Genomic DNA, 26,780 nt, shown 5'->3' with positions numbered 1-26,780 from the left:
TACGGCTGAGGCCGGCCGGGGCGCGCCCCGGCCGGCCTCAGAGCTCTACCGCTCGGTCAGGAGCCCGTGCCCTTGCGCAGCTCCCACAGCAGCAGCTCCGCGGACGAGTTGACCGCCCACTCGACCCGCGTGATGTCGGTGCGGGCCGCGACATACTGCTTGCCCTGCCAGAGCGGCAGCACCGGCACGTCGTCGGCGACGATGTCCTGGATCTTGGAGAAGGTCTTCGAGGCGGCGCTGCGGTCGGCCTCGCGGCGCGACTGCGGGATGAGCTGGTTGCGCAGCATGCCGTTGTCGTACGGGCTGTTGAGGAAGTTGTCCTTGTCGAAGAACGGCCCGATGTAGGTGTCCGGGTCCGGGAAGTCCGGGAACCAGCCCATGCCGTAGATCGCGTACGCCCTCTTGGTCTGGTTGGGCCGGAAGGTCTTCCACTCCTCGCCCTTGATCGAGACGTCGAAGAGCTTGCTGCTGTTGAGCTGCTCCCGGAGGGTCTCGAACTCCTTGACGGTGGCCTCGCCGTAGTGGTCGGTCGTGTAGTTCAGCGTCAGCTTCACCGGAGTGGGGATGCCGGCGTCCTCAAGCAACTGGGCGGCCTTGACCGGATTCGCGTCCCCGTACTTGTTGAAGAACGAGTTGGTGTGCGTCGCGACGCTCGACGGGATCGGGGAGTAGAGCGGCTCGGCCATGGCCCCGTACACCTTGGTGATGAGCTCACCGCGGTCGATGGTGTACGCCATGGCCTGGCGCACCGCCTTCTCCTTGGCGACCGGAGCGTCGGTGTTGAAGGCGAGGTAGCGGATCTCCAGCCCCGGCATCTCGGTGAGCTGGACGTCCTCCGTGGGGTTCTCGACCATCGACTGGACCTGGTCGGGCGTCATCGCACGGGTCATCACATCGATGTCGCCGGCGTTGAGCGCCTTGCCCATCGCGTCGGCGTCCTTGAAGGGCTGCAGCTCGACCTTGTTGTTCTGGAGGGTGAGATCGCCCTTGTAGTCCGGGTTCTTGGTGAAGATCGCCTTGACGACGGTGTCGCCCTTGACCTCGGCCTTGAAGGTGTACGGACCCGAGCCGTTCACCTCGAAGCCGTCACGGAGCTTGTTCGGCTCGTACAGCTTCTGGCTGACGATGCCCGCCGGCGGAGTGGTCAGCTTGTACGGGAAGGTCGCGTCCGGCGTCTTGAGATGGAAGACGATCTCACTGTCGCCGTTGGTCTCCATCGTGTCGATGTTGGCCAGCAGACCGGAGATACCGCTCGGGTCCTTGATGTCCAGGACGCGCTTGATGGAGTACTTCACGTCCTCGACGGTGATGGGGTCACCGCCGGCGAACTTCAGGCCCTCGCGCAGGGTGCAGCGGTAGCTCTCGTTCTCCCGGTCGGTGAACCCGCACTTGGAGGCGGCCTCGGGCACCGGCGCTCCGCCACCGCGCGGCACGTGCATCAGCGTCTGGACGGTCTGGCGGAGGACGTTCCAGGAGCCGGTGTCGTACGCGAAGGCGGGGTCCAGCGGGGCGGGACCCTCCTCCGTGGCGATGTACTGGTCCGTGGTACCCACGACAATGGCTTCACCGCCGTCGGACCCACCGTCCGAGCCGCCACAACCGGCGAGCACGGGCGCAAGCAGGCCGATCACGGCAGCCAGCGCCAAAGTCTTGCGGTTCATCCTGGACGTACTCCCTCATCCGGCACTGAGATACAGCGGTGCTAACGGAGACTCCGCCGCGCCCACCCGTTCGGGGCAGTGCGATCGGGCCGGGATACAGGGCGATCGGTCCTGTGTACATGGCGACTTGGTGGGCCGTCGGGACACGTCGTTGATGCGGCGAAGTGCTCGCGACGAGATTAGTCGGAGGCACCGGGAATGCCTGAACGGGCCCGATCTGAAACGTAATCACACAGTGATCGGCAATAGCGGCGTGTGGATATACCGGCTCCGGAATGTTTCGTACAGGCCTCCACCAATCAGGACACAAGGGCACACCTGGACCGCCCTGCGGTGGCCATGGATCAGTCCGGCCCGCGCCTGTCGATGAGAGCGCAGGTGATAAACCTCACTCCGCATACCGTTTAACGAACCATGGATTGCCGTGTCCGAGGTAACGGAAAATACCCGGCCCAATGCCGAGAGTTTCCGTGCTTATTCCGGTGCGACGCTCTGTGCGCGGATCAGTGTCCTTGCGTCATCATCCCGCGCAGAAATACCAGATCGACCTCTTCGAGCGAGCGCACGACGATCCGTCCGTCGGCCGGTGCGATCGGGGCGACGGAGGGTACGGCGACCACCCGGCAGCCCGCGGCCTCGGCGGCGGCGACACCGGTGGCGGTGTCCTCGATGACCGCGCACCGCGAGGGATCGGCGCCCAGGCCACGGGCGGCGAGCAGATACGGGTCGGGGTGGGGTTTCGTACGCGGCACCTCGTCACCGGCGACGGTGAGCGCGAAGTACTCGGGCCCGAGCGAGGCCAGCACCCGGTCGATGATGCGGCGGTGCGAGGCCGAGACCAGGGCGGTGGGCACCTCGTGCGCGGCCAGTTCCGTGAGCAGCCGGGTGGCGCCCGGCATGAGCGGTACACCGCGCCCGATGCGGTCCTCGAAGGTGTCGTTGAGCAGCACGGTCAGCTCGGCGAGGGTGATGGCGGCGCCGGTGGCCTCGATGAGGAAGGTGGCGCTGCGGGTCATGGGCCCGCCCACCACCACATCGCGCCAGGTCTCGTCGAGGACGTGCCCGAGGGCCTTGAAGACCTCCACCTCGGCGTCCCACCAGAATCCCTCGGTGTCGACCAGGGTTCCGTCCATGTCGAGAAGAACGGCCTGAAGGGCCGATCCTTCGGCCGTACGGGTCAAGGACGCGGGGACCGTACTGGTCATCCGGCACACCTCCATGAGGGACGAGAAGGCCGGTCACCTTTCCCACGGGGTTACCCCACCGGGACAGGCGACCGGCCTGCGCTGGACCGACCAGTGTACGACTCGTCCGCGTTCCGCGCCGACCGGATTCCGGCGGACCGCTCCTGGAGCACGTCAGGGACGTCAGGGAGCGTCCGCCCGCGCGGGACCGGGCCGACGTGTGCCGGGCGCGTGTGCCGGGCGCGTGCGTCGGCGCGCACTGTCGGTGCGCGCCGGTCGGCGCCGCTGTCAGCGGGCGTTGAAGTACTTGGCCTCGGGATGGTGGATCACGATGGCGTCGGTGGACTGCTCGGGGTGGAGCTGGAACTCCTCCGAGAGCTGGACACCGATCCGCTCCGGCTCCAGCAGCTCCGCGATCTTCGCGCGGTCCTCCAGATCGGGGCAGGCGCCGTAACCCAGCGAGAAGCGCGCACCCCGGTACTTCAGGGCGAACATGTCCTCGACATCGGCCGGATCCTCACCGGCGAAGCCCAGTTCGGAGCGGACCCGGGCGTGCCAGTACTCGGCGAGCGCCTCGGCGAGCTGGACGGAGAGCCCGTGCAGTTCGAGGTAGTCGCGGTAGGAGTTGGACTCGAACAGCTCGGCGGTCCGCCCACCGATCTTCGAGCCGACGGTGACGACCTGGAAGCCGACCACATCCCGCTCGCCGGACTCCTCGGGGCGGAAGAAGTCCGCGAGGCACAGACGCCGGCCGCGGCGCTGGCGCGGGAAGGTGAAGCGGGTGCGCTCGGAGCCGTCGTCGTTGAGCACGATGAGGTCGTCGCCCTTGGAGACACACGGGAAGTAGCCGTAGACGACGGCGGCCTCCAGCAGGTTCTGGGTGTGCAGCTGGTCCAGCCAGCCGCGCAGATGGGGCCGGCCCTCGCTCTCGACCAGTTCCTCGTAGCTGGGGCCGCCCTTGCGGGCCTCCTTCAGTCCCCACTGGCCCTTGAAGAGGGCGCCCTCGTCCAGCCAGGAGGCGTACTCCTTGAGCTGGATGCCCTTGACGACCCGTGTGCCCCAGAACGGCGGTGCGGGGACGGGGTTGTCGACGGCGACGTCGGAGCGGACCGAGCCCTGTTCGGGGCGCTCCTCCAGCACGGCGGTCGCGGTGGCCCTGACCCGGCGCTGCTTCAGCTCGGGGAGGGTGGCGCCGGGAACTCCGCGCTTGACCGCGATCAGCGCGTCCATCAGCCGCAGCCCCTCGAACGCGTCCCGCGCGTAGCGGACTTCGCCCTGGTAGATCTCGTGCAGATCCTGCTCGACATAGGCGCGGGTCAGCGCGGCGCCGCCGAGGATGACGGGGTAGTCGGCCGCCATCTTGCGCTGGTTGAGCTCCTCCAGGTTCTCCTTCATGATCACGGTCGACTTCACCAGCAGACCGGACATGCCGATCACATCCGCCCTGTGTTCCTCGGCGGCTTCCAGGATCGCGGAGACGGGCTGCTTGATACCCAGATTCACCACGTTGTAGCCGTTGTTGGAGAGGATGATGTCGACCAGGTTCTTGCCGATGTCATGGACGTCGCCCCGGACGGTGGCCAGCACGATCGTGCCCTTGCCGTCGTCGTCGGTCTTCTCCATGTGCGGCTCCAGATAGGCCACCGCGGTCTTCATCACCTCGGCGGACTGGAGCACGAACGGAAGCTGCATCTGGCCGGAGCCGAACAGCTCACCGACGACCTTCATGCCTTCCAGCAGGGTGTCGTTGACGATGTCCAGGGCGGGCCGGGTCTCCAGCGCCTCGGCGAGATCCCTGTCCAGGCCGTTCTTCTCGCCGTCGATGATCCGGCGCCGCAGGCGCTCCTCCAGCGGCAGCGCGAGCAGTTCCTCGGCCCGGCCGTCCTTCATCGACTTCGTGTTGACGCCCTCGAACAGCTCCATCAGCTTCTGGAGCGGGTCGTAGCCCTCGCTGCGCCGGTCGTAGATCAGATCGTGCGCGACCTTGACCTGCTCCTCGTCCAGCCGCGCGATCGGGAGGATCTTCGAGGCGTGCACGATCGCCGAGTCCAGGCCCGCCTTGACGCACTCGTCCAGGAAGACCGAGTTGAGGACGACACGGGCGGCCGGGTTGAGGCCGAAGGAGATGTTCGACAGACCGAGGGTGGTCTGGACATCGGGGTGGCGGCGCTTGAGTTCGCGGATCGCCTCGATCGTGGCGATGCCGTCGCCCCGGGACTCCTCCTGCCCGGTGCAGATGGTGAAGGTCAGGCAGTCGATGAGGATGTCCGACTCATGGACACCCCAGTTCGTGGTCAGGTCGTTGATCAGCCGCTCGGCGATGGCGACCTTGTGCTCGACGGAACGGGCCTGGCCTTCCTCGTCGATGGTCAGCGCGATCAGCGCCGCGCCGTGCTCCACGGCCAGCGCGGTCACCTTCGCGAAGCGCGACTCAGGGCCGTCCCCGTCCTCGTAGTTGACCGAGTTGATCACCGCGCGGCCGCCGAGCTTCTCCAGCCCGGCCTCGATCACGTTCAGCTCGGTCGAGTCCAGCACGATCGGCAGGGTGGAGGCGGTGGCGAACCGGCCCGCCAGCTCGGCCATGTCGGCGACACCGTCCCGGCCGACATAGTCCACACACAGGTCCAGCAGATGGGCGCCCTCGCGGATCTGGTCGCGGGCCATCTCCACACAGTCGTCCCAGCGGCCGTCCAGCATGGCCTCACGGAACTTCTTCGAGCCGTTGGCGTTCGTCCGCTCACCGATGGCGAGATACGACGCGTCCTGCCGGAACGGCACGGTCTGGTAGAGGGAGGCGGCGCCCGGCTCGGGGCGCGGCTCACGCTCCGTCAGGGCGTTGCCGCGTACCCGCTCGACCACCTGGCGCAGATGCTCCGGCGTCGTACCGCAGCAGCCGCCCACCAGCGACAGCCCGTACTCACGCACGAACGTCTCCTGGGCGTCCGCCAGCTCACCGGCCGACAGCGGGTAGTGCGCGCCGTCCTTGCCGAGGACGGGGAGGCCGGCGTTGGGCATGCAGGACAGCGGGATACGGGAGTGCCGGGCCAGATAGCGCAGATGCTCGCTCATCTCGGCCGGGCCCGTGGCGCAGTTCAGGCCGATCATGTCGATGCCCAGCGGCTCCAGCGCGGTCAGCGCCGCGCCGATCTCCGAGCCGAGCAGCATGGTGCCGGTCGTCTCGACCGTGACCGAGCAGATGACGGGGAGGTTCGTGCCGGTGGCCGCCAGCGCGCGGCGGGCGCCGAGGACGGCGGCCTTCGTCTGGAGCAGGTCCTGCGTGGTCTCCACGAGCAGCGCGTCGGCGCCGCCCGCGATCAGGCCTTCCGCGTTCTGCTGGTAGGCGTCCCGCAGCGTGAGGTACGGGACATGTCCCAGCGTCGGCAGCTTCGTACCCGGCCCCATGGAGCCCAGCACCCAGCGCTGCTGTCCCGTGGACACGGTGAACTCGTCCGCGACCTCACGGGCGATCCGCGCGCCCGACTCGGCCAGCTCGAAGACCCGCTCGGGGATGTCGTATTCAAAGAGCGCCGCGTAGTTCGTACCGAAGGTGTTCGTCTCCACGCAGTCCACACCGACCGCGAAGTACTCCTCGTGCACGGACCGGACGATGTCCGCGCGGGTCACATTCAGGATCTCGTTGCAGCCTTCCAGATTCTGGAAGTCCTCCATCGTCGGATCCTGCGCCTGGAGCATCGTGCCCATCGCGCCGTCGGCGACCACCACACGGGTGGCCAGTGCCTCACGGAGGGCTTCGATACGGGTCCGGCTGTCGGTGGAGGGGGTCGGCGACGAGGCCATGAAAGTACTCCCTGGGATGCGACGGCTGTCGGCTTTGCGCCCTCTGATGGACGGCGCACCCGGCCAGCGTAGCCGGGCGGGCCGCTTCGCGGGTGTGGATCTCGTCGGGCGGGCGTCATCCTGTGCACGGAAAGATCCGGACGCGGGGCGTACGGGCCCCTCTCCTCCCGGCGCGCGGGGGCCTTCCCCGGCGCCGGGGCCCGGCTCCCCGGCGGGAAGAGGTCCGGGTCCGGAGGCGGTACGGGTCGGCAGTACCCGATAGTGTTCAGCATGGTCGACAGGTGTGGAGGTCCGGGTCCGATGGCGAAGAACATCCAGTCGCTGGAGCGGGCGGCGGCGATGCTGCGGCTGCTCGCGGGCGGTGAGCGCCGGCTCGGTCTGTCCGAGATCGCCTCGGCGGTCGGTCTCGCCAAGGGCACCGCCCATGGCATCCTGCGCACCCTCCAGGCGGAGGGCTTCGTGGAACAGGACGCCGAGTCCGGCCGCTACCAGCTCGGGGCCGAGCTGCTGCGGCTCGGGAACAGCTATCTGGACATACACGAGCTGCGGGCCCGCGCTCTGGTCTGGACGGACGATCTGGCCCGGTCCAGCGGGGAGAGCGTCCATCTCGGCGTCGTGCACCAGCGGGGCGTGCTGATCGTCCACCATGTCTTCCGCCCGGACGACAGCCGGCAGGTGCTGGAGGTGGGCGCCATGCAGCCGCTGCACTCCACGGCGCTGGGCAAGGTGCTCTCGGCGTACGACCCGGTGGCGCGGGTCGAGGCGGTCGGGAACGAGCGCCCGGCCCTGACCGCGCGGACGATCACCGCCGAGGCGGAGTTCGCGGCCGTGCTGGAGCTGACCAGGGCGCGCGGCTGGGCGGCGGACGTCGAGGAGACCTGGGAGGGCGTGGCGGCGGTGGCGGCCCCCGTCCACGACCGGCGGCGGATGCCGGTCGGGGCGATCGCCGTCACCGGTGCGGTGGAACGTATCTGCCCCACGGGTGATGTGCGGTCGGAGCTGGTCGCGGCGGTCCGCGACTGCGCACGCGCGGTCTCCAGGGAGATCGGCGCCGGGCGGTTCTGAACCGTATGGCGGATCATCGGTGAGGAACGAGGTCAGGGACGAGGTTCCGGCCGCCGGGCCCGGGTGACGCGATGCTCGGGAGATGCGATGCCCTGGAGATGCGATCCGTCTATCGTTCGGCATTGCCGAATCGCTGACGGAAGGAAGGGTTAGGGTGTGACAGCGCCATACGGGACGGCGCACCGGACGGCGGCGGGTACCGCACCCCTGAGTCTTCACGTAGCCACCCTCTCCCCTTCGCAATGAGCAGGAGCAGACACCGTGAGCGACGCAACCACCATCGGGGCCGCCCGCGGCACCGGACCGTTCATCGCGGCCATCGACCAGGGCACCACATCGAGCCGCTGCATCGTCTTCGACCGGGACGGCCGGATCGTCGCCGTCGACCAGAAGGAGCACGGGCAGATCTTCCCGAAGCCGGGCTGGGTGGAGCACGACCCGGTGGAGATCTGGACCAATGTCCAGGAGGTCGTGGCGCGCGCGATCGAGAAGGCGGGCATCACCTCCGCCGACGTCAAGGCGATCGGGATCACCAATCAGCGCGAGACCACCGTGCTCTGGGACAGGAACACCGGTCTGCCCGTCCACAACGCCATCGTCTGGCAGGACACCCGTACCGACGCGCTCTGCCGTGAACTGGGCCGCAATGTCGGCCAGGACCGGTTCCGCCGTGAGACGGGTCTGCCGCTCTCCAGTTACTTCGCAGGCCCGAAGGCGCGCTGGCTGCTCGACCATGTCGAGGGGCTGCGTGAACGGGCGGAGCGCGGCGAGATCCACTTCGGGACCATGGACTCCTGGGTCATCTGGAATCTGACCGGCGGAGTCCACGGCGGCGCGCATGTCACGGACGTCACCAACGCCTCCCGCACCATGCTGATGAATCTGCGCACCCTGGAGTGGGAACCCAAGATCCTCGACTCGATGGGTGTGCCGGCCTCGATCCTGCCGAAGATCCGCTCCTCGTCGGAGGTGTACGGCACGGCCAAGGGCGGCGTGCTGGACGGTGTCCCGGTCGCCTCCGCGCTCGGTGACCAGCAGGCGGCGCTCTTCGGCCAGACCTGTTTCTCCGAGGGAGAGGCCAAGTCGACCTACGGCACCGGCACCTTCATGCTGATGAACACCGGCGGCAAGCCCGTGAACTCCTACAGCGGGCTGCTGACGACCGTCGGCTACCGCGTCGGCGACGAGCCCGCGGTGTACGCGCTGGAGGGCGCCATCGCCGTCACCGGCTCGCTGGTGCAGTGGATGCGCGACCAGATGGGGCTGATCAGGTCCGCGGCCGAGATCGAGACCCTGGCGTCCTCGGTCGACGACAACGGCGGCGCCTACTTCGTACCCGCCTTCTCCGGTCTCTTCGCACCGCACTGGCGCCCGGACGCGCGCGGGGTGATCGCCGGTCTGACCGGCTATGTCACCAAGGCGCACATCGCGCGCGCGGTCCTGGAGGCCACGGCCTGGCAGACCCGGGAGATCAGCGACGCCATGGCCAAGGACTCCGGGGTGGAGCTGACCTCGCTGAAGGTCGACGGCGGTATGACCGCCAACAATCTGCTGATGCAGACGCTCTCCGACGTCCTGGACGTACCGGTGGTGCGTCCGATGGTCGCCGAGACCACCTGTCTCGGCGCCGCCTACGCCGCAGGTCTGGCCGTGGGCTTCTGGCCGGACACCGACGCGCTGCGCGCCAACTGGCGGCGGGCCGCGGAGTGGACACCGCGGATGGACAGCGCGACCCGTGACCGCGAGTACCGGAACTGGCTCAAGGCCGTCGACCGCACCATGGGCTGGCTCGACGACGACGATGCCTGAGGACGGCGCCGTACGTGAGGGCATAAAAGGAGTGGAGCGACGAATGAGCATCCTGGAGAGCGTCCCCGCCCTGGGGACGCATCCGGCGGGCGGTTCCCTGCCGAGCCGGGCGGAGACCCGGGACACGCTGTCCCGGGCGGCCTACGACCTTCTGGTGATAGGCGGCGGCATCCTCGGCATATCCACCGCCTGGCACGCCTCCCAGTCCGGACTGCGGGTGGCCCTGGTGGACGGCGGCGACTTCGCCGGCGCCACCTCCTCCGCCTCCTCCAAGCTGCTCCACGGCGGTCTGCGCTATCTCCAGACCGGCGCGGTGAGGCTGGTGGCGGAGAACCACTTCGAACGGCGCGCGGTGTCCCGGCAGGTGGCACCGCATCTCGCCCGGCCGCTCACCTTCTATCTGCCGGTGTACAAGGGCGGGCCGCACGGCGCCGCCAAGCTCGGCGCGGGTGTCCTCGCCTACTCCGCGCTCTCCGCGTTCGGCGACGGCGTCGGCCGTCTGATCAGCCCCGCCAAGGCCCGGCGCGCGGTGCCCGAGCTGCGTACGGACGGTCTGAAGGCCGTGGCCGTCTACGGCGACGACCAGATGAACGACGCGCGGATGGCGCTGATGACCGTCCGTGCCGCCGTCGACTCCGGAGCCACCGTCCTCAACCACGCGGAGGTCACCGGACTGCGCTTCACCCGGGGCCGGGTGACGGGCGCGGAGCTGCGGGACCGTACGGACGGTACGGAGTTCGGTGTCGACGCGCGGCTGGTCCTCAACGCCACCGGACCCTGGGTCGACCATCTGCGCCGGCTGGAGGACCCGCACGCGGCGCCGTCCGTCCGCCTCTCCAAGGGCGCGCATCTCGTCCTGCGGCGCACCGCGCCCTGGGAGGCGGCGCTCGCCACGCCCATCGACAAGTACCGGATCACCTTCGCCCTCCCCTGGGAGGACATGCTGCTGCTCGGTACGACGGACGAGGAGTACGAGGGCGACCCGGGCGCCGTCGGGGTCAACGAGAAGGACGTGCACCAGATCCTGGACGAGGCCGCGCTCTCCGTCCGCGGCCAGCAGCTCTCCCCCGATCTGATCACCTACTCCTTCGCGGGTCTGCGGGTGCTCCCCGGCGGCCCGGGTGACACTTCCAGGGCCAGGCGCGAGACGGTCGTGACCGAGGGCCGCGGCGGCATGCTGTCGGTGGCCGGCGGCAAGTGGACGACCTTCCGTCATATCGGCCGTACGGTGCTGGCCAAGCTGGAGACCCTGCCGGGACATCCGCTCGGCCAGGGCATGGAGCCGGTCTCGGGACTGCCGAAGATGCTGCCGCTGCCGGGCATCGCCAGTCCGAACGCGGTGGCCCACCGGCTGCTCATCGACGGCGGCGGTACGGGCCCGTCCATGGCGGCGGACACCGCCCGTCATCTCGCCACCCACTACGGCTCGCTCGCCTTCGACGTCGTGCGGCTCGCGAACGAGTACCCGGAGCTGGGTGAGCGGATCCATCCGGACGCGCCGGAGATCTGGGCGCAGGTCGTCTACGCCCGCGACCACGAGTGGGCCGAGACGGCCGACAACGTACTGCGCCGCCGTACGACACTGACGATCCGTGGTCTGGACACGGACCGCGTCCGGTCCGGGGTCGAGGATCTGCTGGGCAAGCGCGACTGAGCACACACGGCTGAGCACAGATGTCCGAACGGGACCGGCAGGACGTATGTACGAACAGAGGGGCGCTCCTTGTCCTGGAGCGCCCCTCTTCGCGCCTCGGAGACGCATAATGGTGACCGATACATCGGATGTATGGAGGTCGCCATGGCAGTCACCGACGAGGCCATCGAGAAGATCAAGGGAATGATCGTCTCCGGTGCGCTGCGCCCGGGAGACCGTCTCCCGAGGGAGAGCGAACTCGCCTCCGATCTGGGCCTGTCGCGCAATTCGCTGCGCGAGGCGGTGCGCGCGCTGTCGCTCATCCGCATCCTCGATGTACGGCAGGGGGACGGCACGTATGTCACCAGCCTCGATCCCCAACTGCTGCTGGAGGCGCTCAGCTTCGTGGTGGACTTCCACCGCGACGACACCGTGCTGGAGTTCCTCGCCGTACGGCGCATCCTGGAGCCGGCCGCCACGTCGATGGCGAGCGCGCGGATAACGGAGGCCGAACTGGACGTGCTGGACGCCCAGTTGGACGCTCTCGGAGAGCGGCCCTCGGTGGAGCAGCTTGTCGCGGCCGATCTGGAGTTCCACCGCGGGATCGTGCAGTCGTCGGGCAATTCGGTGCTCTGCTCGCTCCTGGACGGGCTCTCCGGTCCCACCACCCGGGCCAGGATCTGGCGCGGGCTGACCCAGGAGGACGCCGTGAGCCGTACCCTCCACGAGCACCGGGCGATCCTGGCCGCGCTCAGGGACCGGGACGCCGAAGCGGCCCGGTCCTGGGCGACCGTGCATATCGCGAGCGTCGAGATGTGGCTGCGCTCGACCCTCTGACGCCGGCAGCGGCGCCGACCTGTGACGGTCGGCGCCGCTGACGCCCGCCGGAGCGCGTGCGCGGGAGACGTCCGCGCGGCCCGCGCGCGGCGCGTACGGTCAGTCCTGCTTCTCTCCGCTCGCGAAGCGGGAGATGACCAGCGCGACGATGATGATCGCGCCGTTGAGGAACTGGTTCCAGAGCGCGGGCACACCCCCGAGCGTCATCACATTGACCACGAGCTGAAGCGTCAGCACACCCGTCAGCGCGCCGAAGAGCGTGCCGCGCCCGCCCTTGAGGCTGATACCGCCGATGACAGCCGCGGCGAAGACCTGGAAGATCCAGCCGTCGCCCTGGGTGGCCGCGACCGATCCGTAGTGACCGGTGTAGAGGACGCCCGCGAAGGCCGCGAGCAGCCCGCCGACGGCCAGCACGATCCAGGTGACACGGTCCACCCGGATACCGGCCGCGCGGGCCGCCTCCGGGTTGCCGCCGATGGCGTACAGCGACCGTCCGTGGCGCAGCCACGCGAGGGTCGCGCCGCCGATCGCGAACAGCGCCAGACAGATCCAGACGGCCGCCGGGGCGCCCAGCCAGTCGGTCTTGCCCAGGTACCGGAAGGACTCCGGGACATCGGTGATCGACTTGCCCTCGGTGATACCGATGTGGAGGCCGCGCAGCATGGTGAGCATGCCGAGGGTGGCGATGAAGCCGTTCACCCGCAGCTTGAGCATCAGAAAGCCGTTGACCGCGCCGATGATCACACCGATCAGCAGACAGGCGGGGATGGCCATCCAGACCGGCAGCAGATCGAGTCCGGCGAACCGGCCGCCCTCCGAGGGCAGCACCAGCCACATGGCGATGACCGGCGCGATACCGATCGTCGACTCCAGCGACAGGTCCATCCGGCCGACGATCAGGATCAGCGCCTGGCCGAGGACCAGCAGACTCAGCTCCGAGGACTGCTGGACGACGCTGATCAGATTGCTGGAGGTGAGAAAGACCGGCGAGACGATGAAGCCGATCACCATCAGCACCAGGATCACCGGCACCAGGGAGAAGTCGCTCCACCGGATGAGCTGGAGCCGGCCGCGCGGAGTCGCGCTCCCGGTCTCCTCCGCCACCGGCGGTCGTATGGTCTCCGTCATTCCCGCTCTCCCACACCTTCCATGGCGGCGACCAGTTCCCGGTCGGTCCACCCGCTTTCGAACGACGCCACCACGCGCCCGTGGAACAGGGCGAGCACCCGGTCGCACACCCGCAGATCGTCCAGCTCGTCCGAGATGATCACGGCCGCGCTGCCCTCGTCCGCCACCCTGCGCACCACGCCGAGCAGGGAGTCCTTCGACTTCACATCGACGCCGGCGGTGGGCCGCAGGGCGACCAGCGCGCTCGGGCCGCGCGCCAGGGCGCGGGCGACGACGACCTTCTGCTGATTGCCGCCGGACAGCCCCGAGACGGGCTGCTCGGGGCCCTGCGTCTTGATGTCCAGCGACTCGATCATGCCCTGGGCGAACTCCCGCGTCCGCGAGGGCAGTACGGTCCCCCACGGGCCGAGCTGATCGGTGACCGTGAGCGTGGCGTTCTCGGCGACACTCCGGTCCAGGACGAGCCCCTGGCGGTGCCGGTCCTCGGGGATGTATCCGATACCGGCGTCCAGCGCGTGCGGGACGCTGCCCGGCTTGACCTGGCGCCCGCGCACGGCGATCCGTCCCGAGGTCGGCGCGCGCATCCCGACCAGGGTCTCGCCGAGGGCCGTGTTGCCACTGGCCGCGCTCCCGGCCAGACCGAGCACCTCACCGGGCCGCACGGCGAGATCGAGCGGATCGAACTCGCCCTCCAGGGCGAGCCCCTCGACCTGCAGTACGGGCTCGGCCCCGGCGTCCGGCGCGCTCGCGCGCACGGCGTGCCAGGCGGCGGCCGTGCCCGCCGACTCCCCGGTCATCGCCGACACCAGGTCCTCCTTCGACAGCTCGGCCACCGGTGCGGTCAGCACATGGCGGGCGTCGCGGTAGACGGTGACGGCGGTGCAGAGTTCGTACACCTCCTGGAGATGGTGGGAGATGAAGAGGAACGCCACTCCCTGGCTCCGCAGTTCACGGAGCTTGTCGAAGAGCCGCTGGATACCGCGGGCGTCGAGCTGCGCCGTGGGCTCGTCGAGGATGATCAGCCGGGCACCGAAGGACAGCGCCCGCGCGATCTCGACGAACTGCCGCTGTTCGACGGGGAGATCCTTGGCGCGGGCGTTCGGGTCGACATCGACCCCGTACTCCGCGAGCAGATCCTGTGCCCGCCGGCGCAGTCCGCGCCAGCTGATGAACCGGCCACCGGGTCCGGCGCCGGTCCGGTCCAGACCGTAGTGGTTGAGGAACAGATTCTCCGCCACGGTCAGATCGGGGACGACCATCGACTTCTGGTACACACAGGCGACCTTGGACTGCCAGGCCGTGGTGTCCCCGAAGGCGGGCGCGGGCTCGCCGCCGAAGCTCACCTGGCCCGCGTCCGGCCTGTGCAGCCCGGTGATCACGCTGACCAGGGTGGACTTGCCCGCGCCGTTGCGCCCCACGAGCGCGTGGGACTCGCCGGGCCGTACGGTGAGCCGGACGCCGTCGAGCGCCACGGTGGGACCGAAGCGCTTGACGATGCCTTCCGCGTGTACCGCAGCGGGCGCTTCCTGCCGCATGGAGTCCATCGCTAGCTCTTCTTCTCCAGCTGGTTGGCCCACAGCTTGGGGTCGTCCACGTTCTCCTTGGTCACCAGCGGCGCGGGAAGCTGGTCCTCGAAGCCGTTCGGGATCTTGATGATCGTGGAGTCGTGATCGGTCGGACCCGCCTTGGGGGTCACGCCCGCGAGCGCCTGCTTGGCCCAGTACAGCGCGTAGTTGGCGTACAGGTCGGCCGGCTGGGAGACGGTGGCGTCGATCTTCCCCTCCCGGATGGCGTCCAGTTCCTCGGGGATGCCGTCGTTGGAGATGATCGTGATGTGCCCGGGGGTACCGGGCGCCTTGAGCAGCTTCTTCTGCTCCAGCAGGGCCAGCGTCGGCTGGAGGAAGACACCGCCGGCCTGCATGTAGATGCCGTTGATGTCGGGGTGGGCGGTCAGGGTCGACTGGAGCTTGGCCGAGGCCACGTCGCCCTTCCACTCGGTGGCCAGCTCGAAGACCTCGATACCGGGGAACTTCTCGTCCATACAGGACTTGAACGCCTCGGAGCGGTCGCGGCCGTTGATGGAGGACAGGTCGCCCTGGAACTCGACGACCTTGCCCTTGCCCTTGAGCTGCTCGCCCAGGTACTGGCAGGCCTTCTCGCCGTACGCGCGGTTGTCGGCCCGTACGACCATGTAGACATCGCCCTTGTCGGGGCGGGTGTCCACGCTGATGACGGGGATCTTCTTGTCGCTCAGCGTCTGGAGCGTCTCGGCTATCGCGCCGGTGTCCTGCGGGGCCATGATGACGGCCTTGGCGCCCTGGTCGGTGAAGACCTGGACATTGGAGACGAGCTTTCCGATGTCGTTCTGCGAGTTGGTCAGCGAGAGCGCGTCGACCTCGCCGGCCTTGACGCCCTTCTCGATGTACTGCTGGTACGAGTTCCAGAAGTCGCTGTCGCTGCGCGGCAGGTCGATACCGACCTTGCCGCCGCCCGCGGCGTCGCTCCCCTGGTCACGGTTGCACCCGGCCAGGACCGTGACGGCCAGGACCACGGCGCAGGCCGAGGCGCCGGTGGTACGGAGTCGCCCGAGTGGAAGTCTGTACGGGGCGGAGCGTCCCGTGCTCTGTCGCTGCATGATGTCCATCCTCCAGATGAGTGCGGCTCAGTTGACGGGGCGCAGGCGCAGGCCCTGCATTCCGCCGTCGACCGCGAGCGCCGTCCCCGTGACGGCGGCCGCGGCGGGGCTGGCGAGATAGGCGACGGCGGCGGCGACCTCGGCCGCGGCGACCAGTCGCCCGGTGGGCTGGCGCGCTTCCAGCGCCGCGCGTTCGGCCCCTGGGTCTGCGGCCTGGTCGAGCAGCCTGCCGACCCAGGGGGTGTCCGCGGTACCGGGGTTGACGCAGTTGACCCGGATGCCCTCGCGGACATGGTCGGCCGCCATGGCCAGGGTCAGCGACAGGACAGCGCCCTTGCTGGCGCTGTAGAGGGCGCGCTGCGGCAGCCCGGCGGTGGCGGCGATGGAGCAGGTCTGGGTGATCGAGACGCAGCCGGGCCGTTCGGCGGCCGAGCGGCGCAGATGCGGCAGGGCGTGCCGGGCGGTGCGGACCATGCCGAGGACATTGATGTCCAGGACCCGCCGCCACTCGTCGTCGGGGTTGTCCGCGACGGTGCCGATCGCGCCGAGACCCGCGTTGGAGACGATCGTGTGCAGCCCGCCGAACTCGGCCGCCGCGGTGTCCACCGCGGTCCGTACGGCCGCGTCGTCGGTGACGTCCGCCGTGAGCGGCAGTGTCCCCTTGGGCGCGCCCGCGCAGTCGCGGTCCAGTACGGCGACCTGGGCGCCGCGTTCCAGCAGCAGCGTGGCGATGGCCGCGCCGATGCCCGAGGCACCGCCCGTGACCAGGGCGCCGAGCCCCTCGAAGTCCCCTGCGCCGGTCATCGGTCGTTCTCCTCGGTGGTGGCACGGGCCTGCCAGACGGGCCCTTCCGGATAGCGGTGCGCGGCGATCGACTCGGGCAGCATCCGGGCGGAGAAGCCCGGTGCGCCCGGCGCCTCGTAGCGTCCCGAGGTGATCACCACGGGGTCGGCGAAGTGCTCGTGCAGATGGTCGACATACTCGATGATCCGGTCCTCCCAGCTCCCGGAGACGGCGACGTAGTCGAACATCGAGAGATGCTGTACGAGTTCGCAGAGTCCGACCCCGCCGGCGTGCGGGCAGACGGGCCTGCCGTACTTGGCGGCCAGCAGCAGGATCGCCAGATTCTCGTTGACCCCGGCGACCCGGGCCGCGTCGATCTGAACGTAGTCGACGGCCTCGGCCTGGAGAAGCTGTTTGAACATCACGCGGTTGGCGACATGCTCGCCGGTGGCCACCTTGACCGGCTGACCGGCGCGTACGGCGGCGTGGCCGAGAATGTCGTCGGGGCTCGTCGGCTCCTCGATCCAGTGCGGTTCGTACGGGGCGAGGGCCGACATCCAGCGCACCGCTTCCGCCACGTCCCAGCGCTGGTTGGCGTCGACGGCGATCCGGATGCCGGGGCCGACCGCGGCGCGGGCCAGCTTCATCCGCCGGATGTCGTCCTCCAGATCGGCGCCGACCTTGAGCTTGATCTGCTCGAAGCCATCGGCGACGGCCTGCTTGGCGAGGGTGACGAGCTTGGTGTCGGAGTAGCCGAGCCAGCCGGGCGAGGTGGTGTACGCGGGATAGCCCTCGGCGCGCAGCCGGGCGGCGCGCTCCGCCCGGCCCGGCTCGGCGGCGCGCAGGATGGCCAGCGCCTCGTCCGGGGTGAGGGCGTCCGTCAGATAGCGGAAGTCGACGAGGGAGACCAGTTCCTCGGGTGTCATGTCCGAGAGGAACTCCCAGACGGGCTTGCCCGCCGCCTTGGCCGCCAGGTCCCAGGCCGCGTTGACGACGGCGCCGGCCGCCATATGCATGACGCCCTTCTCCGGACCGAGCCAGCGGAGCTGGGAGTCATGGGTCAGCTCGAAGTAGAGGGCGGCGAGATCGGCCGCGGTGAGCGGGGCCGGTCTGCCGAGCACATAGGGCCGCAGCGCCTCGATGGCGGTCGCGGTGACCTCGTTGCCGCGCCCGATCGTGAAACAGAATCCATGGCCCTCCGTGCCACCGTCCGTGCGCAGCACCAGATAGGCGGCCGAGTAGTCGGGATCCGGGTTCATGGCGTCGGAGCCGTCGAGCTGTTCCGAGGTGGGAAAACGGATGTCGTGAACCTCGAACCCCGTGACGGTCTGACTCATGCACGCTCCCTGAGAAGAACATCGGACCTCTAGTGGTCATCCGATGTATAGCGTCGTTCAGGCCAGATAGTCCAGGGTCGGAACGAAATTTACGATGACAGCTCGGATGAATCTTCCAGGAGAAGCGTCAGTTCTCCGGCCTATGCCCCGGTACGCCGAAGTTCACCCGGGCGTGCGCGGGGCTGCGGGCGGGTACCCGGGAAGCCGTAAGGTTGGTCCGTACGAAAGGGAACTTCGGAAGGAGGCACTGGGTGATCGAGCTCGAGGGGGTTCCCGAGCTGATCGACCCGGTCATGGTGGCCGCGTTCGAAGGCTGGAACGACGCGGGCGACGCAGCCTCCACAGCGGTCGCGCATCTCGACCGGGAGTGGAAGGGCGAGGTGTTCGCGGCGCTCGACGCCGAGGACTACTACGACTTCCAGGTCAATCGGCCCACGGTCTACCTGGACGGCGGCGTACGGAAGATCACCTGGCCGACCACCCGGCTCTCCGTGGTGCGGGTCGGCGGCGAGAAACCCCGTGACCTGGTGCTGGTCCGCGGTATCGAGCCGTCCATGCGCTGGCGCTCGTTCTGCAACGAGCTGCTGGGCTTCGCCCATGAGCTGGGCGTGGAGATGGTGGTCATCCTCGGCGCGCTGCTCGGCGACACCCCGCACACCCGGCCGGTGCCGGTCAGCGGCGTCACCTCCGACCCGGATCTGGCCAGGACGATGGATCTGGAGGAGACCCGCTACGAGGGACCGACCGGCATCGTCGGCATCCTCCAGGAGGCCTGCACGCACGCGGGTGTCCCCGCGGTGAGTCTGTGGGCCGCCGTGCCGCACTATGTCTCGCAGCCGCCCAACCCGAAGGCGACGCTGGCACTGCTGAACCGGCTGGAGGACCTGATCGGTCTGCGGATCCCGCTGGGTGAACTGGCCGAGGACGCACGGGCCTGGCAGCTCGGGGTGGACCAACTGGCCGCCGAGGACAGCGAGGTGGCGGAGTACGTCCAGTCGCTGGAGGAGGCGCGGGACACCGCGGAGCTTCCCGAGGCGTCCGGCGAGGCCATCGCCCGGGAGTTCGAACGGTATCTGCGGCGGCGCGACGGCGGCCCGGGACAGACACCGGGAGGCCATGCCACGGAGAGCGGTGAGGGGTCCTCATATCTGCGTGACGCCTCGGGCGGGCGCGGCAGGCCGCAGCGGCCGGCGCGCGGCGGCGGTGAGCCGGGCAAGGAGTCCGACCAGGGTCCCGCCCGTCCTGAGCGGGGACCGGACGACGAGGACGACTCCCCCGAGGAATGACCCGCCGCCCGGCAGAAGGCGACGGAGACGGCGGAGAGACAGGAACAAGGAGCGGGGCGGTGCCATCGGGCGCCGCCCCGCTCTCATGCCGTACGCCGTCCTCGTGCGGTACGTCGTCCTCGTGCGGTACGCCGTCCCGCTCTCGCGTCGGGCCCCGTTCCTGTCAGGACCGGACGGGGCGGCTGCCGCCGGGACCCGCCGCGGAGCCGACCCGCCGCCGGACTCCCCGCCCTAGAGCGCGACCCCGAGCAGCGCGTCGACCGCGCGGGACACCACGCCGGGTGCCCCCTCGTCCGTACCGCCGACGGACTCCTGGAGCGCCGCCCAGCGGTCGACGGCCAGGAGCGCCGCGGGCGCGTCCAGATCGTCCGCCAGGGCCTCACGGATCTCGTCGACGACCGCGTCGGACGGCGGGCCGTCCGGCCGGGACACCGCCGCCCGCCAGCGCCCGAGACGCTCCACGGCCTCCTGGAGCACCGCGTCGGTCCACTCCCAGTCGGAGCGGTAGTGGTGCGCGAGCAGCGCGAGGCGGATCGCCGCCGGGTCCACCCCCTCATGACGGAGCGTGGACACGAAGACGAGGTTGCCCTTGGACTTGGACATCTTCTCGCCGTTGAGGCCGACCATCCCCGCGTGCACATAGGCACGCGCGAACGGATGCTCACCGGTCAGCACCTGGGCGTGCGAGGCGCCCATCTCATGGTGCGGGAAGGCGAGATCGCTGCCGCCGCCCTGGACGTCGAAGCCCATACCGAGATGGTCGAGGGCGATCGCCACACACTCGATGTGCCAGCCGGGCCTGCCACGGCCCAGGGTGCCCCCGTCCCAGCTCGGCTCGCCGGGGCGGGCGGCCAGCCAGAGGATCGGGTCGAGGGGGTTCTTCTTGCCCGGCCGGTCGGGGTCGCCGCCGCGCTCGGCCGAAAGCAGCCGCATCGCGCGGGCGTCGAGCCGGGAGACCTCGCCGAAGCGGGGGTCGGCCGCCACGGAGAAGTACACGTCGCCTTCGAGCTCGTAGGCGGCCCCCGCGTCACGCAGCCGCTCCACCAGCGGCACGATGCCCGGTATGGCCTCGACGGCGCCGATGTAGTGCTGGGGCGGCAGCATCCGCAGCGCGGTCATGTCCTCCCGGAAGAGGGCCGTCTCGCGCTCCGCGAGGCCGACCCAGTCCTCCCCGTCGCGCCGTGCCCGCTCCAGCAGCGGATCGTCGACATCCGTCACGTTCTGGACGTACTGGACCTGCCGCTTCGTGTCGAGCCACACGCGCTGAACGAGGTCGAACGCGTTGTAGGTCGCCGCGTGACCCATGTGGGTCGCGTCGTACGGGGTGATGCCGCAGACGTAGATACGGGCGACGGGACCGGGCTCAAGGGTGACTCGGCCATCGGTCGAGGTGTCGTGAATCCTGAGGTCGCGGCCACTGCCAGGCAGGGCGGGGACTTCGGAAGCGGGCCAGGCATACATGCCATGAGCGTAACCGGATGGATGTTCCGCATACGAACCGGATGGGCGGTCCTGGCCGGTTGGGCGCTCTTGCGCATCGGGCTGAAAAGTGCTTGTTCCGTATGGCCGGTATCCATCAGGACCCGGACACCTGCCGGTGGACACCTGCCGCTGCCCGCACGCCCGCACGTCCCCGCGCCCGCCCGCCCGGTGGACAGCGGCCGGTGTCTACACGGGGGGCCAGGGGATCGCGGGCCACTGGCCCGAGGGGCTCGGATGAAGGCCCGTACGGCGCAGCTCGCGGACCCGGGCCCGTACGGCGTCGGTCTCGGCCGCGGTGATGAGTTCCGCCAGCCGGGTGGCGAGGGGCGCGGACTCCGCCAGGGCGTCCTCCAGCCGCGCGAGCACCTCCAGCACCTCCGGCGTCAGCGGCTCACCGGCCCAGCCCCACAGCAGGGTGCGCAGCTTGTCGTCGACGTTGAAGGTGACGCCGTGGTCGATGCCGTACAGCCGCCCCTCCGGCGCGGGCAGCAGATGACCGCCCTTGCGGTCACCGTTGTTGATGACCGCGTCGAGCACGGCGAGACGGCGCAGCCGCTCGTCGTCGGCGTGCACCAGCAGCGCCGTACGCCCCTCGCCCACCTCGGCGAGACCGACGGCCTTCCAGCCGTCGCCCGGCTCCTCGTCCTCCACCAGGGCCAGCAGCGGCTCTCCGGCCCCCTCGGCCTCCGGCTCGATCCAGAGCTGGCACATGCCCTGTCCGTACGGGCCGTCCCGCAGGACGGTCGGCGGCACCAGCTCCCAGCCGGTCTCCTCGGAGACCGCGTACGCCGCCACCTCGCGCTGGGCGAGCGTCCCGTCGGGGAAGTCCCACAGGGGCCGCTCCCCCGCGACGGGCTTGTACACGCAGTGGGCTTCCATGCCCTCGTACGCGACGGAGCAGTAGAGAACCGCGTTGGACGCCTCGCGGATGCGTCCGCGCACGGTCAGTTCGCCCTTGGTGAGCAGATCGACCACGGTCACGCTCCGCGGCGGTATCCGTTCTGGCGCGGGCATACATGTCCTTCCGGATCGAGCGGCAGGCTGCACAGCGGACACGGTGGCCGGCCCGCGTTGACGACGTCCAGGGCGCGCTTGGCGAAGGCCCTGGCCTGGGCGCCGGAGAGCCGGACACGGAGCATCGGCGGACCGTTCTCCTCGTCCTGGAGCAGCCGCTCCTCGGCCTCCGCGAGGTCCTCCTCGGTATCGGCGTCCAGCTCGACGAGCGCCTGCGCCTCGACGATCATGCGCTGCTCGTCACCGTCCCAGGCCAGCGCCATCGTGCCGACCCGGAACTCCTCCTCGACGGGGGCGTCCAGCGGAGCGGAGTCGGAGATCTCGGAGGGCGCCATGACCGGTACCGGGGCATTGCCCCCGGTACGGCGTACGACCTCGTCGAGCAGCTCGTCGATCCGCTCGGCGAGCGCGGCCACCTGGGTCTTCTCCAGGGCGACGCTCGTGACGCGCCCCGCGGCGGAAGCCTGGAGGAAGAACGTACGGCGTCCAGGCAGCCCGACCGTGCCGGCCACGAAGCGGTCCGGCGGATCGTAGAGGTACACCTGACGGGACACGTCCTGTCTCCCTTGGAAATCGACCGCCACCGACGAGCGGTGACGGATATGGCGTGACGTATACGGACGGACAGCACAACCGGCAGCGGAGAGCGGGACAGGGGACCGCGGACGGCCCCCTGGATCGCGCGGACGGCGCGTCCACCCTACTGCGCGGAGCGATCACGGTGCTCCCGCGCCGCCTCCTACGACCCCGCTGCCCCCGTCGGTGCTCTCCCCGGCGTTCTCCCCGGAGCCTTCGCCGGCGCTCTCACGCGGCGCCAGTCCGCCGAGGTCACCGGTGTCGCCGAGCCGGATCAGGAACGGGCGCAGGCGCGTGTAGCGGATCGCCGTCACCGAGCACGGGTCCACATGGATCCGCTGGAAGAGGTCCAGATGCATGCCCAGGGCGTCCGCCACCAGCGCCTTGATGATGTCGCCGTGGGAGCACATCAGGAAGACGGCGTCCTCGCCGTGCTCCTCCTCGACCCGGACGTTCCAGTCCCGTACGGCCTCCACGGCACGCGTCTGCATGGCGCGCATCGACTCACCGCCGGGGAACGCGGCGGCGGAGGGGTGCTGCTGTACGACCGTCATCAGCGGTTCGTCGACGAGTTCGGCGAGCTTGCGGCCCGACCAGTCGCCGTACTGGCACTCGCCGATCCGGTCGTCGGCCCGCGCCTCCAGCCCCGGCCGGGCGTCGAGCAGCGGCTGAAGGGTCTCGCGGCAGCGCTGGAGGGGGCTGGTGACGACGGCGGCGATCGGCACACCGGCCAGCCGTTCCGGCAGCGCGGCGGCCTGTGCGGCGCCGCGCTCGTCGAGGGCGACCCCCGGCGTCCAGCCGGCGAGCACCCCCGCGGTGTTGGCGGTGGACCGTCCATGACGTACGAGGATCAACGTGGCCATGCCCGCCAGGGTATGCCGCCCGGGACCGGCAGGGGTGCGCCGGGGTGAACCGGCCGGAACGGGCGGGCCGCGTCCGGTACCCGCAGTCCGCGTCCGGTACCCGCGGGACGCGGCCGGGACCGGCCGGATATGGCAGGGACCGGCGGGATACGGCCGCCTACCGGTGGGGTGCGGCCTCCTACCGGTGGGGTGCGGCCTCCTACCGGTGGGGTGCGGCTGGGCGCGGGAGCGGGAAGAATGCCCGCCGTGATCGTGGACTGTGCCATTTACCGCGACGGACGCCGCACCGACGGCCCCGCCGACTTCTCCGACGCCCTCGACGAGGCGCGCTCCCAGGGCGACTCCTTCCTCTGGCTCGGGCTGCACGAACCGACACGGCACGAGTTCGATCTCGTACGCGACGAGTTCGGGCTGCATCCGCTGGCCATCGAGGACGCGCTCCACGCGCATCAGCGGCCCAAGCTGGAGGTCTACGACGACTCGCTGTTCATGGTCCTCAAGCCCGTGGAGTACGAGCCGGAGGGCGACACCGTCTCCACCGGCGAGCTGATGGTCTTCATGGGCGACTCCTTCGTGGTGACGGTCCGCCACGGCGGGGGCGCGGCGCTCAGCGCCGTACGGCAGCGGCTCGAAGCGGAGCCGGAGGTACTCAAGCACGGCCCCACGGCCGTGCTTTACGCCGTCAGCGACGCGGTCGTGGACCACTACATCGACATCGCCGTGGAGCTCCAGGTCGATCTGGAGGAGCTGGAGGCGGATGTCTTCTCGCCGAGCGGCGGCGACGGCGCACCGGGGTCGTCGGGCTCGTCACGGGCCTCGGCGTCCGCGTCGTCGACCGCGGCGCGGATCTACAACTTCAAGCGGCAGGTGCTGGAGTTCCGGCGGGCAAGCGGACCGCTGGCGGCGCCGATGGCCCGGCTGGCGAGCGCGGGCGTGCCCTTCGTCCATGACCACTCGCGCCCGTTCTTCCGGGACGTCAACGACCATCTCCTGCGCGCCAACGAGCAGGTGGAGGGCCTGGACCGGCTGCTCTCGGACATCCTGTCGGCGCATCTCGCGCAGATGGGGGTGCGGCAGAACGACGACATGCGGAAGATCTCGGCATGGGCGGCCATGGCCGCGGTGCCGACGCTGGTCGCGGGGATCTACGGCATGAACTTCATGGATATGCCGGAGCTGCACTACGCGTGGGGCTATCCCGCCGTGATCGGGTTCATGGCGGTCGTGGTCACGGCGCTGTACCGCCAGTTCAAGCGGCGGGACTGGCTCTAGGGCGCGTTTCGCGGTGCCAGGGCACGCGAGCCCGGCAAGATCCGGACGAGAGGCCTGGGCCCTGTCCGGTCTCAGAAGGCGGGGGCCGTGGTCGCGGGGCCGCCGAGGGCGTCGCGGCGCTCCGGCATCCTGAGGCGCACCATCCGGCGCCAGCCGACGATCCGTTCGTACGCGTACACGCCGTTGATCGCCATGGCGAGCACCGCGGCCTTGGGCGCGGGCCAGTCGAGCAGCCGGCCCATCCGTTCCATCACGGCGAGACTCACCTGCCGGTAGACCTGGATCTCGGCCATCGCGCACTCCCGCAGGATGCGGTGGATGGTGCGGGCGTGCCCCTGCCGGGCCAGTCCGAGCAGTTCCTCATGGCAGTAGGCGAGATGGTTGTCCTCGTCATCGCTGATCATCTTGACGGCCTTGCCCACCTCGGGATGGTCGCCGAAGTACCTCACCAGCATCACCATCTGGTCCGCGGCCCGCTGTTCGGTGATCCGGCTGTGCGAGAGATAGATCACGATGTCCGCCTCGGTGAGCCGGTCGTCGCGGCGCAGCTTCGCGTGGGTGAGCCCGATGCCCCGGCGCTCCAGCAGCATGGTGTAGTCGGTCTCGCGCGGGATCTCGACCGGTTCGAGACCGCGCTTCCTCAGGAGGGCGTGAAAAATGCGCCCGTGCTTGTCCTCGTCGGCTCCGTGCCGGGCGATCTTCGGTGCGAGATCCCGCATGGACTCGGGCACCAGGGCGGCGATCCGGCCGTTCTCCCACCCTCCCTGGGCCTCTCCGCTGGCAGCGATGGAACAGAAGAGCCGGAACGTACGGTCGTCGTCCAGGATTTCCTGGAACAGGCTTCGGGCCGAGAGCATCACTGTCACCTCCATACAGACATCCGCAGAAAACGAGTCAAATGGGGTGCGGGACAACAGGCAACAGGTGCGCCGTTCGGCTGAGCCGAAAGAAGGAGCGCGAAGGCGGGTCCTGCGCGTAACCGAGCGGGGCCGGAAGGCGTTGTCGTACCTGACGGCCGTGGCGGGGAAGACCCCCCGAGCCCCCACCACGGCCGCGGACTTTCCTCCTCGGGCTCCCGGCCGCCGCCATCGCCCGTCCGGTCCAACGGAGTCGGGTCCGGGACCCGGGGTCCGGAACCCGGGGTCCGGAACCCGGGGCCCGGAACCCGGGGCCCGGAACCCGGGGCCCGGAACCCGGGGCCCGGAACCCGGGGCCCGGAACCCGGGGCCCGGAACCCGGGGCCCGGAATCGGGTCAGAGTCCGGGTCCGTGGCCGGAACAGGCGCCCCGGAACCGGGTCCCGGACAAGCTCCCCGGCTAGGACACCAGGCCCGCGCGCTCCAGGGCGTCCGTACCGGCGCGCAGGGCGGCGACGCGCTCGTCGAGCGTGAAGCCGGCCGGAGCGAGGGTCAGTGTGGTGACACCCGCGGCGGCGTAGGCCCGCATCCGGTCGGCGATCCGCTCCACCGGACCGAGCAGGGTGGTCGAGTCGATCAGTTCGTGCGGAACGGCCGCCGCCGCGCCGTCCTTGTCACCGGACAGGTACTTGTCCTGGATCTCCGCGGCGGCTTTCTCGTAACCCATCCGGCAGGCGAGCTGGTTGTAGAAGTTCTGCTTGCGGCTGCCCATGCCGCCCACGTACAGCGCGGTGTACGGACGGAAGTTGTCGGCCAGCGCGTGGATGTCGGCACCGATCGCGAGGGGCACGGTGGGGCAGACGTCGAAGCCGTCCATGGTCAGTCCGGCCTTCTCACGGCCCGCCCGGAGATGCCTGATCGCGGTGTCCTCAAGATGCTCGGCGGAAGGGAAGATCAGCAGCGCGCCATCGGCGATCTCGCCGGTCTGCTCCAGGTTCTTGGGGCCGATCGCGGCGATGTAGAGGGGGATGTGCTCACGCTGCGGATGCACGGTGAGCTTGAGCGGCTTGCCGGGACCGCCGGGCAGCGGCAGCGTCCAGTGCTCACCCTCGTACGACAGCCGCTCACGGGTCATGGCCTTGCGGACGATCTCGACGTACTCCCGGGTCCGGGCGAGCGGCTTGTCGAACTTCACGCCGTACCAGCCCTCGGAGACCTGCGGACCCGAGACCCCGAGGCCGAGCCGGAACCGGCCGCCGGAGAGGGAGTCGAGGGTGGCGGCGGTCATGGCGGTCATGGCGGGCCGGCGGGCCGGGATCTGGAGGATCGCCGAGCCGACGTCGATGCTCTCCGTCTGCGCGGCGACCCAGCTCAGTACGGTCGGGGCGTCGGAACCGTACGCCTCGGCGGCCCAGCAGACGTCATAACCGAGCCGGTCGGCCTCCTGCGCGACCGCGAGATTGTCGCTGTCCATCCCGGCGCCCCAGTACCCGAGGTTGATGCCAAGCCGCATGGCCACTCCCTACTACCGATGACTACTGATGAGTAACGTCCCTGTGCC

At 69.8% G+C, this 26,780-nt stretch carries 20 protein-coding genes; 6 read left to right on the top strand and 14 right to left on the bottom strand.

Going from position 1 to position 26,780, the window contains the following annotated elements; all coding sequences use genetic code 11:
• Positions 1–56: 56 nt before the first annotated feature.
• From OG214_RS30910 to metH, 3 genes are all read right to left on the bottom strand, one after another.
• Positions 57–1,661: an ABC transporter substrate-binding protein gene (locus tag OG214_RS30910; protein WP_405986577.1), complete on the bottom strand. Its 1,605-nt coding sequence runs from the start codon at positions 1,659–1,661 to the stop codon at positions 57–59.
• Positions 1,662–2,164: 503 nt separating this feature from the next.
• Positions 2,165–2,866 (bottom strand): HAD family phosphatase, encoded by a 702-nt coding sequence (locus OG214_RS30905; RefSeq protein WP_363083980.1) that lies wholly within the window; start codon positions 2,864–2,866, stop codon positions 2,165–2,167.
• Positions 2,867–3,133: 267 nt separating this feature from the next.
• The gene (gene metH, locus OG214_RS30900; protein WP_363083981.1) at positions 3,134–6,643 is read right to left on the bottom strand and encodes a methionine synthase; all 3,510 of its coding nucleotides are present in this window, start codon (positions 6,641–6,643) and stop codon (positions 3,134–3,136) included.
• 300 nt (positions 6,644–6,943) lie between these two features.
• Between metH and OG214_RS30895 the strand changes: the two genes are divergently transcribed.
• The 4 genes from OG214_RS30895 to OG214_RS30880 all read left to right on the top strand — a co-directional run bounded on the left by OG214_RS30895 (position 6,944) and on the right by OG214_RS30880 (position 11,987).
• Positions 6,944–7,708 carry an IclR family transcriptional regulator gene (locus OG214_RS30895; protein WP_405986576.1) on the top strand — a complete coding sequence of 255 codons (765 nt, stop codon included), beginning with the start codon at positions 6,944–6,946 and terminating at the stop codon, positions 7,706–7,708.
• Between the two features lie 261 nt (positions 7,709–7,969).
• Positions 7,970–9,517, top strand: coding sequence for a glycerol kinase GlpK (gene glpK, locus OG214_RS30890; protein WP_405986575.1), 1,548 nt, complete (start codon positions 7,970–7,972; stop codon positions 9,515–9,517).
• Positions 9,518–9,560: 43 nt separating this feature from the next.
• Positions 9,561–11,171, top strand: a complete 1,611-nt coding sequence (locus OG214_RS30885) for an FAD-dependent oxidoreductase (RefSeq protein ID WP_405986574.1) — start codon at positions 9,561–9,563, stop codon at positions 11,169–11,171.
• 144 nt (positions 11,172–11,315) lie between these two features.
• Positions 11,316–11,987 (top strand): FadR/GntR family transcriptional regulator, encoded by a 672-nt coding sequence (locus OG214_RS30880; protein WP_363083985.1) that lies wholly within the window; start codon positions 11,316–11,318, stop codon positions 11,985–11,987.
• 99 nt (positions 11,988–12,086) lie between these two features.
• Here the strand turns inward: OG214_RS30880 and OG214_RS30875 are convergent, their stop codons facing one another.
• The 5 genes from OG214_RS30875 to OG214_RS30855 are packed head-to-tail and all read right to left on the bottom strand — an operon-like array spanning position 12,087 to position 17,870.
• Entirely contained in the window at positions 12,087–13,115 is a 1,029-nt protein-coding gene (locus OG214_RS30875) for an ABC transporter permease (RefSeq protein ID WP_405986573.1), read from the bottom strand.
• Positions 13,112–14,650, bottom strand: coding sequence for a sugar ABC transporter ATP-binding protein (locus OG214_RS30870; RefSeq protein ID WP_383033965.1), 1,539 nt, complete (start codon positions 14,648–14,650; stop codon positions 13,112–13,114). Before OG214_RS30870 ends, OG214_RS30875 begins: the two co-directional genes overlap by 4 nt.
• Before the next feature lie 11 nt (positions 14,651–14,661).
• Positions 14,662–15,750, bottom strand: a complete 1,089-nt coding sequence (locus OG214_RS30865; protein ID WP_363085191.1) for a sugar ABC transporter substrate-binding protein — start codon at positions 15,748–15,750, stop codon at positions 14,662–14,664.
• 27 nt (positions 15,751–15,777) lie between these two features.
• Positions 15,778–16,554, bottom strand: coding sequence for an SDR family oxidoreductase (locus tag OG214_RS30860; RefSeq protein ID WP_363085190.1), 777 nt, complete (start codon positions 16,552–16,554; stop codon positions 15,778–15,780).
• Complete coding sequence (locus OG214_RS30855; protein WP_405986572.1) at positions 16,551–17,870, bottom strand: enolase C-terminal domain-like protein; 1,320 nt, start codon at positions 17,868–17,870, stop codon at positions 16,551–16,553. The genes OG214_RS30860 and OG214_RS30855 overlap by 4 nt, the downstream gene beginning before the upstream one ends.
• Positions 17,871–18,121: 251 nt before the next feature.
• On the opposite strand from OG214_RS30855, the gene OG214_RS30850 reads away from it, so the two are divergent.
• Positions 18,122–19,156 carry a PAC2 family protein gene (locus OG214_RS30850; RefSeq protein WP_405986571.1) on the top strand — a complete coding sequence of 345 codons (1,035 nt, stop codon included), beginning with the start codon at positions 18,122–18,124 and terminating at the stop codon, positions 19,154–19,156.
• Positions 19,157–19,387: 231 nt separating this feature from the next.
• Here the strand turns inward: OG214_RS30850 and mshC are convergent, their stop codons facing one another.
• The 4 genes from mshC to OG214_RS30830 all read right to left on the bottom strand — a co-directional run bounded on the left by mshC (position 19,388) and on the right by OG214_RS30830 (position 23,091).
• Positions 19,388–20,617: a cysteine--1-D-myo-inosityl 2-amino-2-deoxy-alpha-D-glucopyranoside ligase gene (gene mshC / locus OG214_RS30845; protein ID WP_405986570.1), complete on the bottom strand. Its 1,230-nt coding sequence runs from the start codon at positions 20,615–20,617 to the stop codon at positions 19,388–19,390.
• Positions 20,618–20,824: 207 nt separating this feature from the next.
• Entirely contained in the window at positions 20,825–21,652 is an 828-nt protein-coding gene (locus OG214_RS30840; protein ID WP_363085695.1) for an SCO1664 family protein, read from the bottom strand.
• The gene (locus tag OG214_RS30835; protein ID WP_363085697.1) at positions 21,616–22,206 is read right to left on the bottom strand and encodes a DUF3090 domain-containing protein; all 591 of its coding nucleotides are present in this window, start codon (positions 22,204–22,206) and stop codon (positions 21,616–21,618) included. The genes OG214_RS30840 and OG214_RS30835 overlap by 37 nt, the downstream gene beginning before the upstream one ends.
• A 162-nt stretch (positions 22,207–22,368) precedes the next feature.
• Positions 22,369–23,091, bottom strand: coding sequence for a histidine phosphatase family protein (locus tag OG214_RS30830; protein WP_363085698.1), 723 nt, complete (start codon positions 23,089–23,091; stop codon positions 22,369–22,371).
• Positions 23,092–23,328: 237 nt separating this feature from the next.
• Between OG214_RS30830 and OG214_RS30825 the strand changes: the two genes are divergently transcribed.
• Positions 23,329–24,363, top strand: coding sequence for a magnesium and cobalt transport protein CorA (locus OG214_RS30825; RefSeq protein ID WP_405986569.1), 1,035 nt, complete (start codon positions 23,329–23,331; stop codon positions 24,361–24,363).
• A gap of 71 nt (positions 24,364–24,434) precedes the next feature.
• On the opposite strand, the gene OG214_RS30820 is transcribed toward OG214_RS30825, so the two are convergent.
• A complete protein-coding gene (locus OG214_RS30820) occupies positions 24,435–25,220 on the bottom strand; it encodes a ferritin-like domain-containing protein (RefSeq protein WP_405987668.1) in 786 nt (261 codons plus the stop codon).
• Between the two features lie 459 nt (positions 25,221–25,679).
• Positions 25,680–26,732 carry an LLM class F420-dependent oxidoreductase gene (locus OG214_RS30815; RefSeq protein WP_405986568.1) on the bottom strand — a complete coding sequence of 351 codons (1,053 nt, stop codon included), beginning with the start codon at positions 26,730–26,732 and terminating at the stop codon, positions 25,680–25,682.
• Positions 26,733–26,780 lie beyond the last annotated feature (48 nt).

The organism is Streptomyces sp. NBC_00872 (assembly GCF_045161915.1).
Lineage (GTDB): Bacteria > Actinomycetota > Actinomycetes > Streptomycetales > Streptomycetaceae > Streptomyces.
Note: the sequence above shows the minus strand (reverse complement) of the source record. Positions and strands in the feature narration are given on the sequence as shown.

Excerpts from the sequence above, each read along its gene's own strand:
- OG214_RS30910 (WP_405986577.1), bottom strand. The coding sequence starts at position 1,661 with ATGAACCGCAAGACTTTGGCGCTGGCTGCCGTGATCGGCCTGCTTGCG.
- OG214_RS30905 (WP_363083980.1), bottom strand. The coding sequence starts at position 2,866 with ATGACCAGTACGGTCCCCGCGTCCTTGACCCGTACGGCCGAAGGATCG.
- metH (WP_363083981.1), bottom strand. The coding sequence starts at position 6,643 with ATGGCCTCGTCGCCGACCCCCTCCACCGACAGCCGGACCCGTATCGAA.
- OG214_RS30895 (WP_405986576.1), top strand. The coding sequence starts at position 6,944 with ATGGCGAAGAACATCCAGTCGCTGGAGCGGGCGGCGGCGATGCTGCGG.
- OG214_RS30885 (WP_405986574.1), top strand. The coding sequence starts at position 9,561 with ATGAGCATCCTGGAGAGCGTCCCCGCCCTGGGGACGCATCCGGCGGGC.
- OG214_RS30880 (WP_363083985.1), top strand. The coding sequence starts at position 11,316 with ATGGCAGTCACCGACGAGGCCATCGAGAAGATCAAGGGAATGATCGTC.
- OG214_RS30875 (WP_405986573.1), bottom strand. The coding sequence starts at position 13,115 with ATGACGGAGACCATACGACCGCCGGTGGCGGAGGAGACCGGGAGCGCG.
- OG214_RS30870 (WP_383033965.1), bottom strand. The coding sequence starts at position 14,650 with ATGCGGCAGGAAGCGCCCGCTGCGGTACACGCGGAAGGCATCGTCAAG.
- OG214_RS30865 (WP_363085191.1), bottom strand. The coding sequence starts at position 15,750 with ATGCAGCGACAGAGCACGGGACGCTCCGCCCCGTACAGACTTCCACTC.
- OG214_RS30860 (WP_363085190.1), bottom strand. The coding sequence starts at position 16,554 with ATGACCGGCGCAGGGGACTTCGAGGGGCTCGGCGCCCTGGTCACGGGC.
- OG214_RS30855 (WP_405986572.1), bottom strand. The coding sequence starts at position 17,870 with ATGAGTCAGACCGTCACGGGGTTCGAGGTTCACGACATCCGTTTTCCC.
- mshC (WP_405986570.1), bottom strand. The coding sequence starts at position 20,617 with ATGTATGCCTGGCCCGCTTCCGAAGTCCCCGCCCTGCCTGGCAGTGGC.
- OG214_RS30840 (WP_363085695.1), bottom strand. The coding sequence starts at position 21,652 with ATGCCCGCGCCAGAACGGATACCGCCGCGGAGCGTGACCGTGGTCGAT.
- OG214_RS30830 (WP_363085698.1), bottom strand. The coding sequence starts at position 23,091 with ATGGCCACGTTGATCCTCGTACGTCATGGACGGTCCACCGCCAACACC.
- OG214_RS30825 (WP_405986569.1), top strand. The coding sequence starts at position 23,329 with ATGCCCGCCGTGATCGTGGACTGTGCCATTTACCGCGACGGACGCCGC.
- OG214_RS30820 (WP_405987668.1), bottom strand. The coding sequence starts at position 25,220 with ATGCTCTCGGCCCGAAGCCTGTTCCAGGAAATCCTGGACGACGACCGT.
- OG214_RS30815 (WP_405986568.1), bottom strand. The coding sequence starts at position 26,732 with ATGCGGCTTGGCATCAACCTCGGGTACTGGGGCGCCGGGATGGACAGC.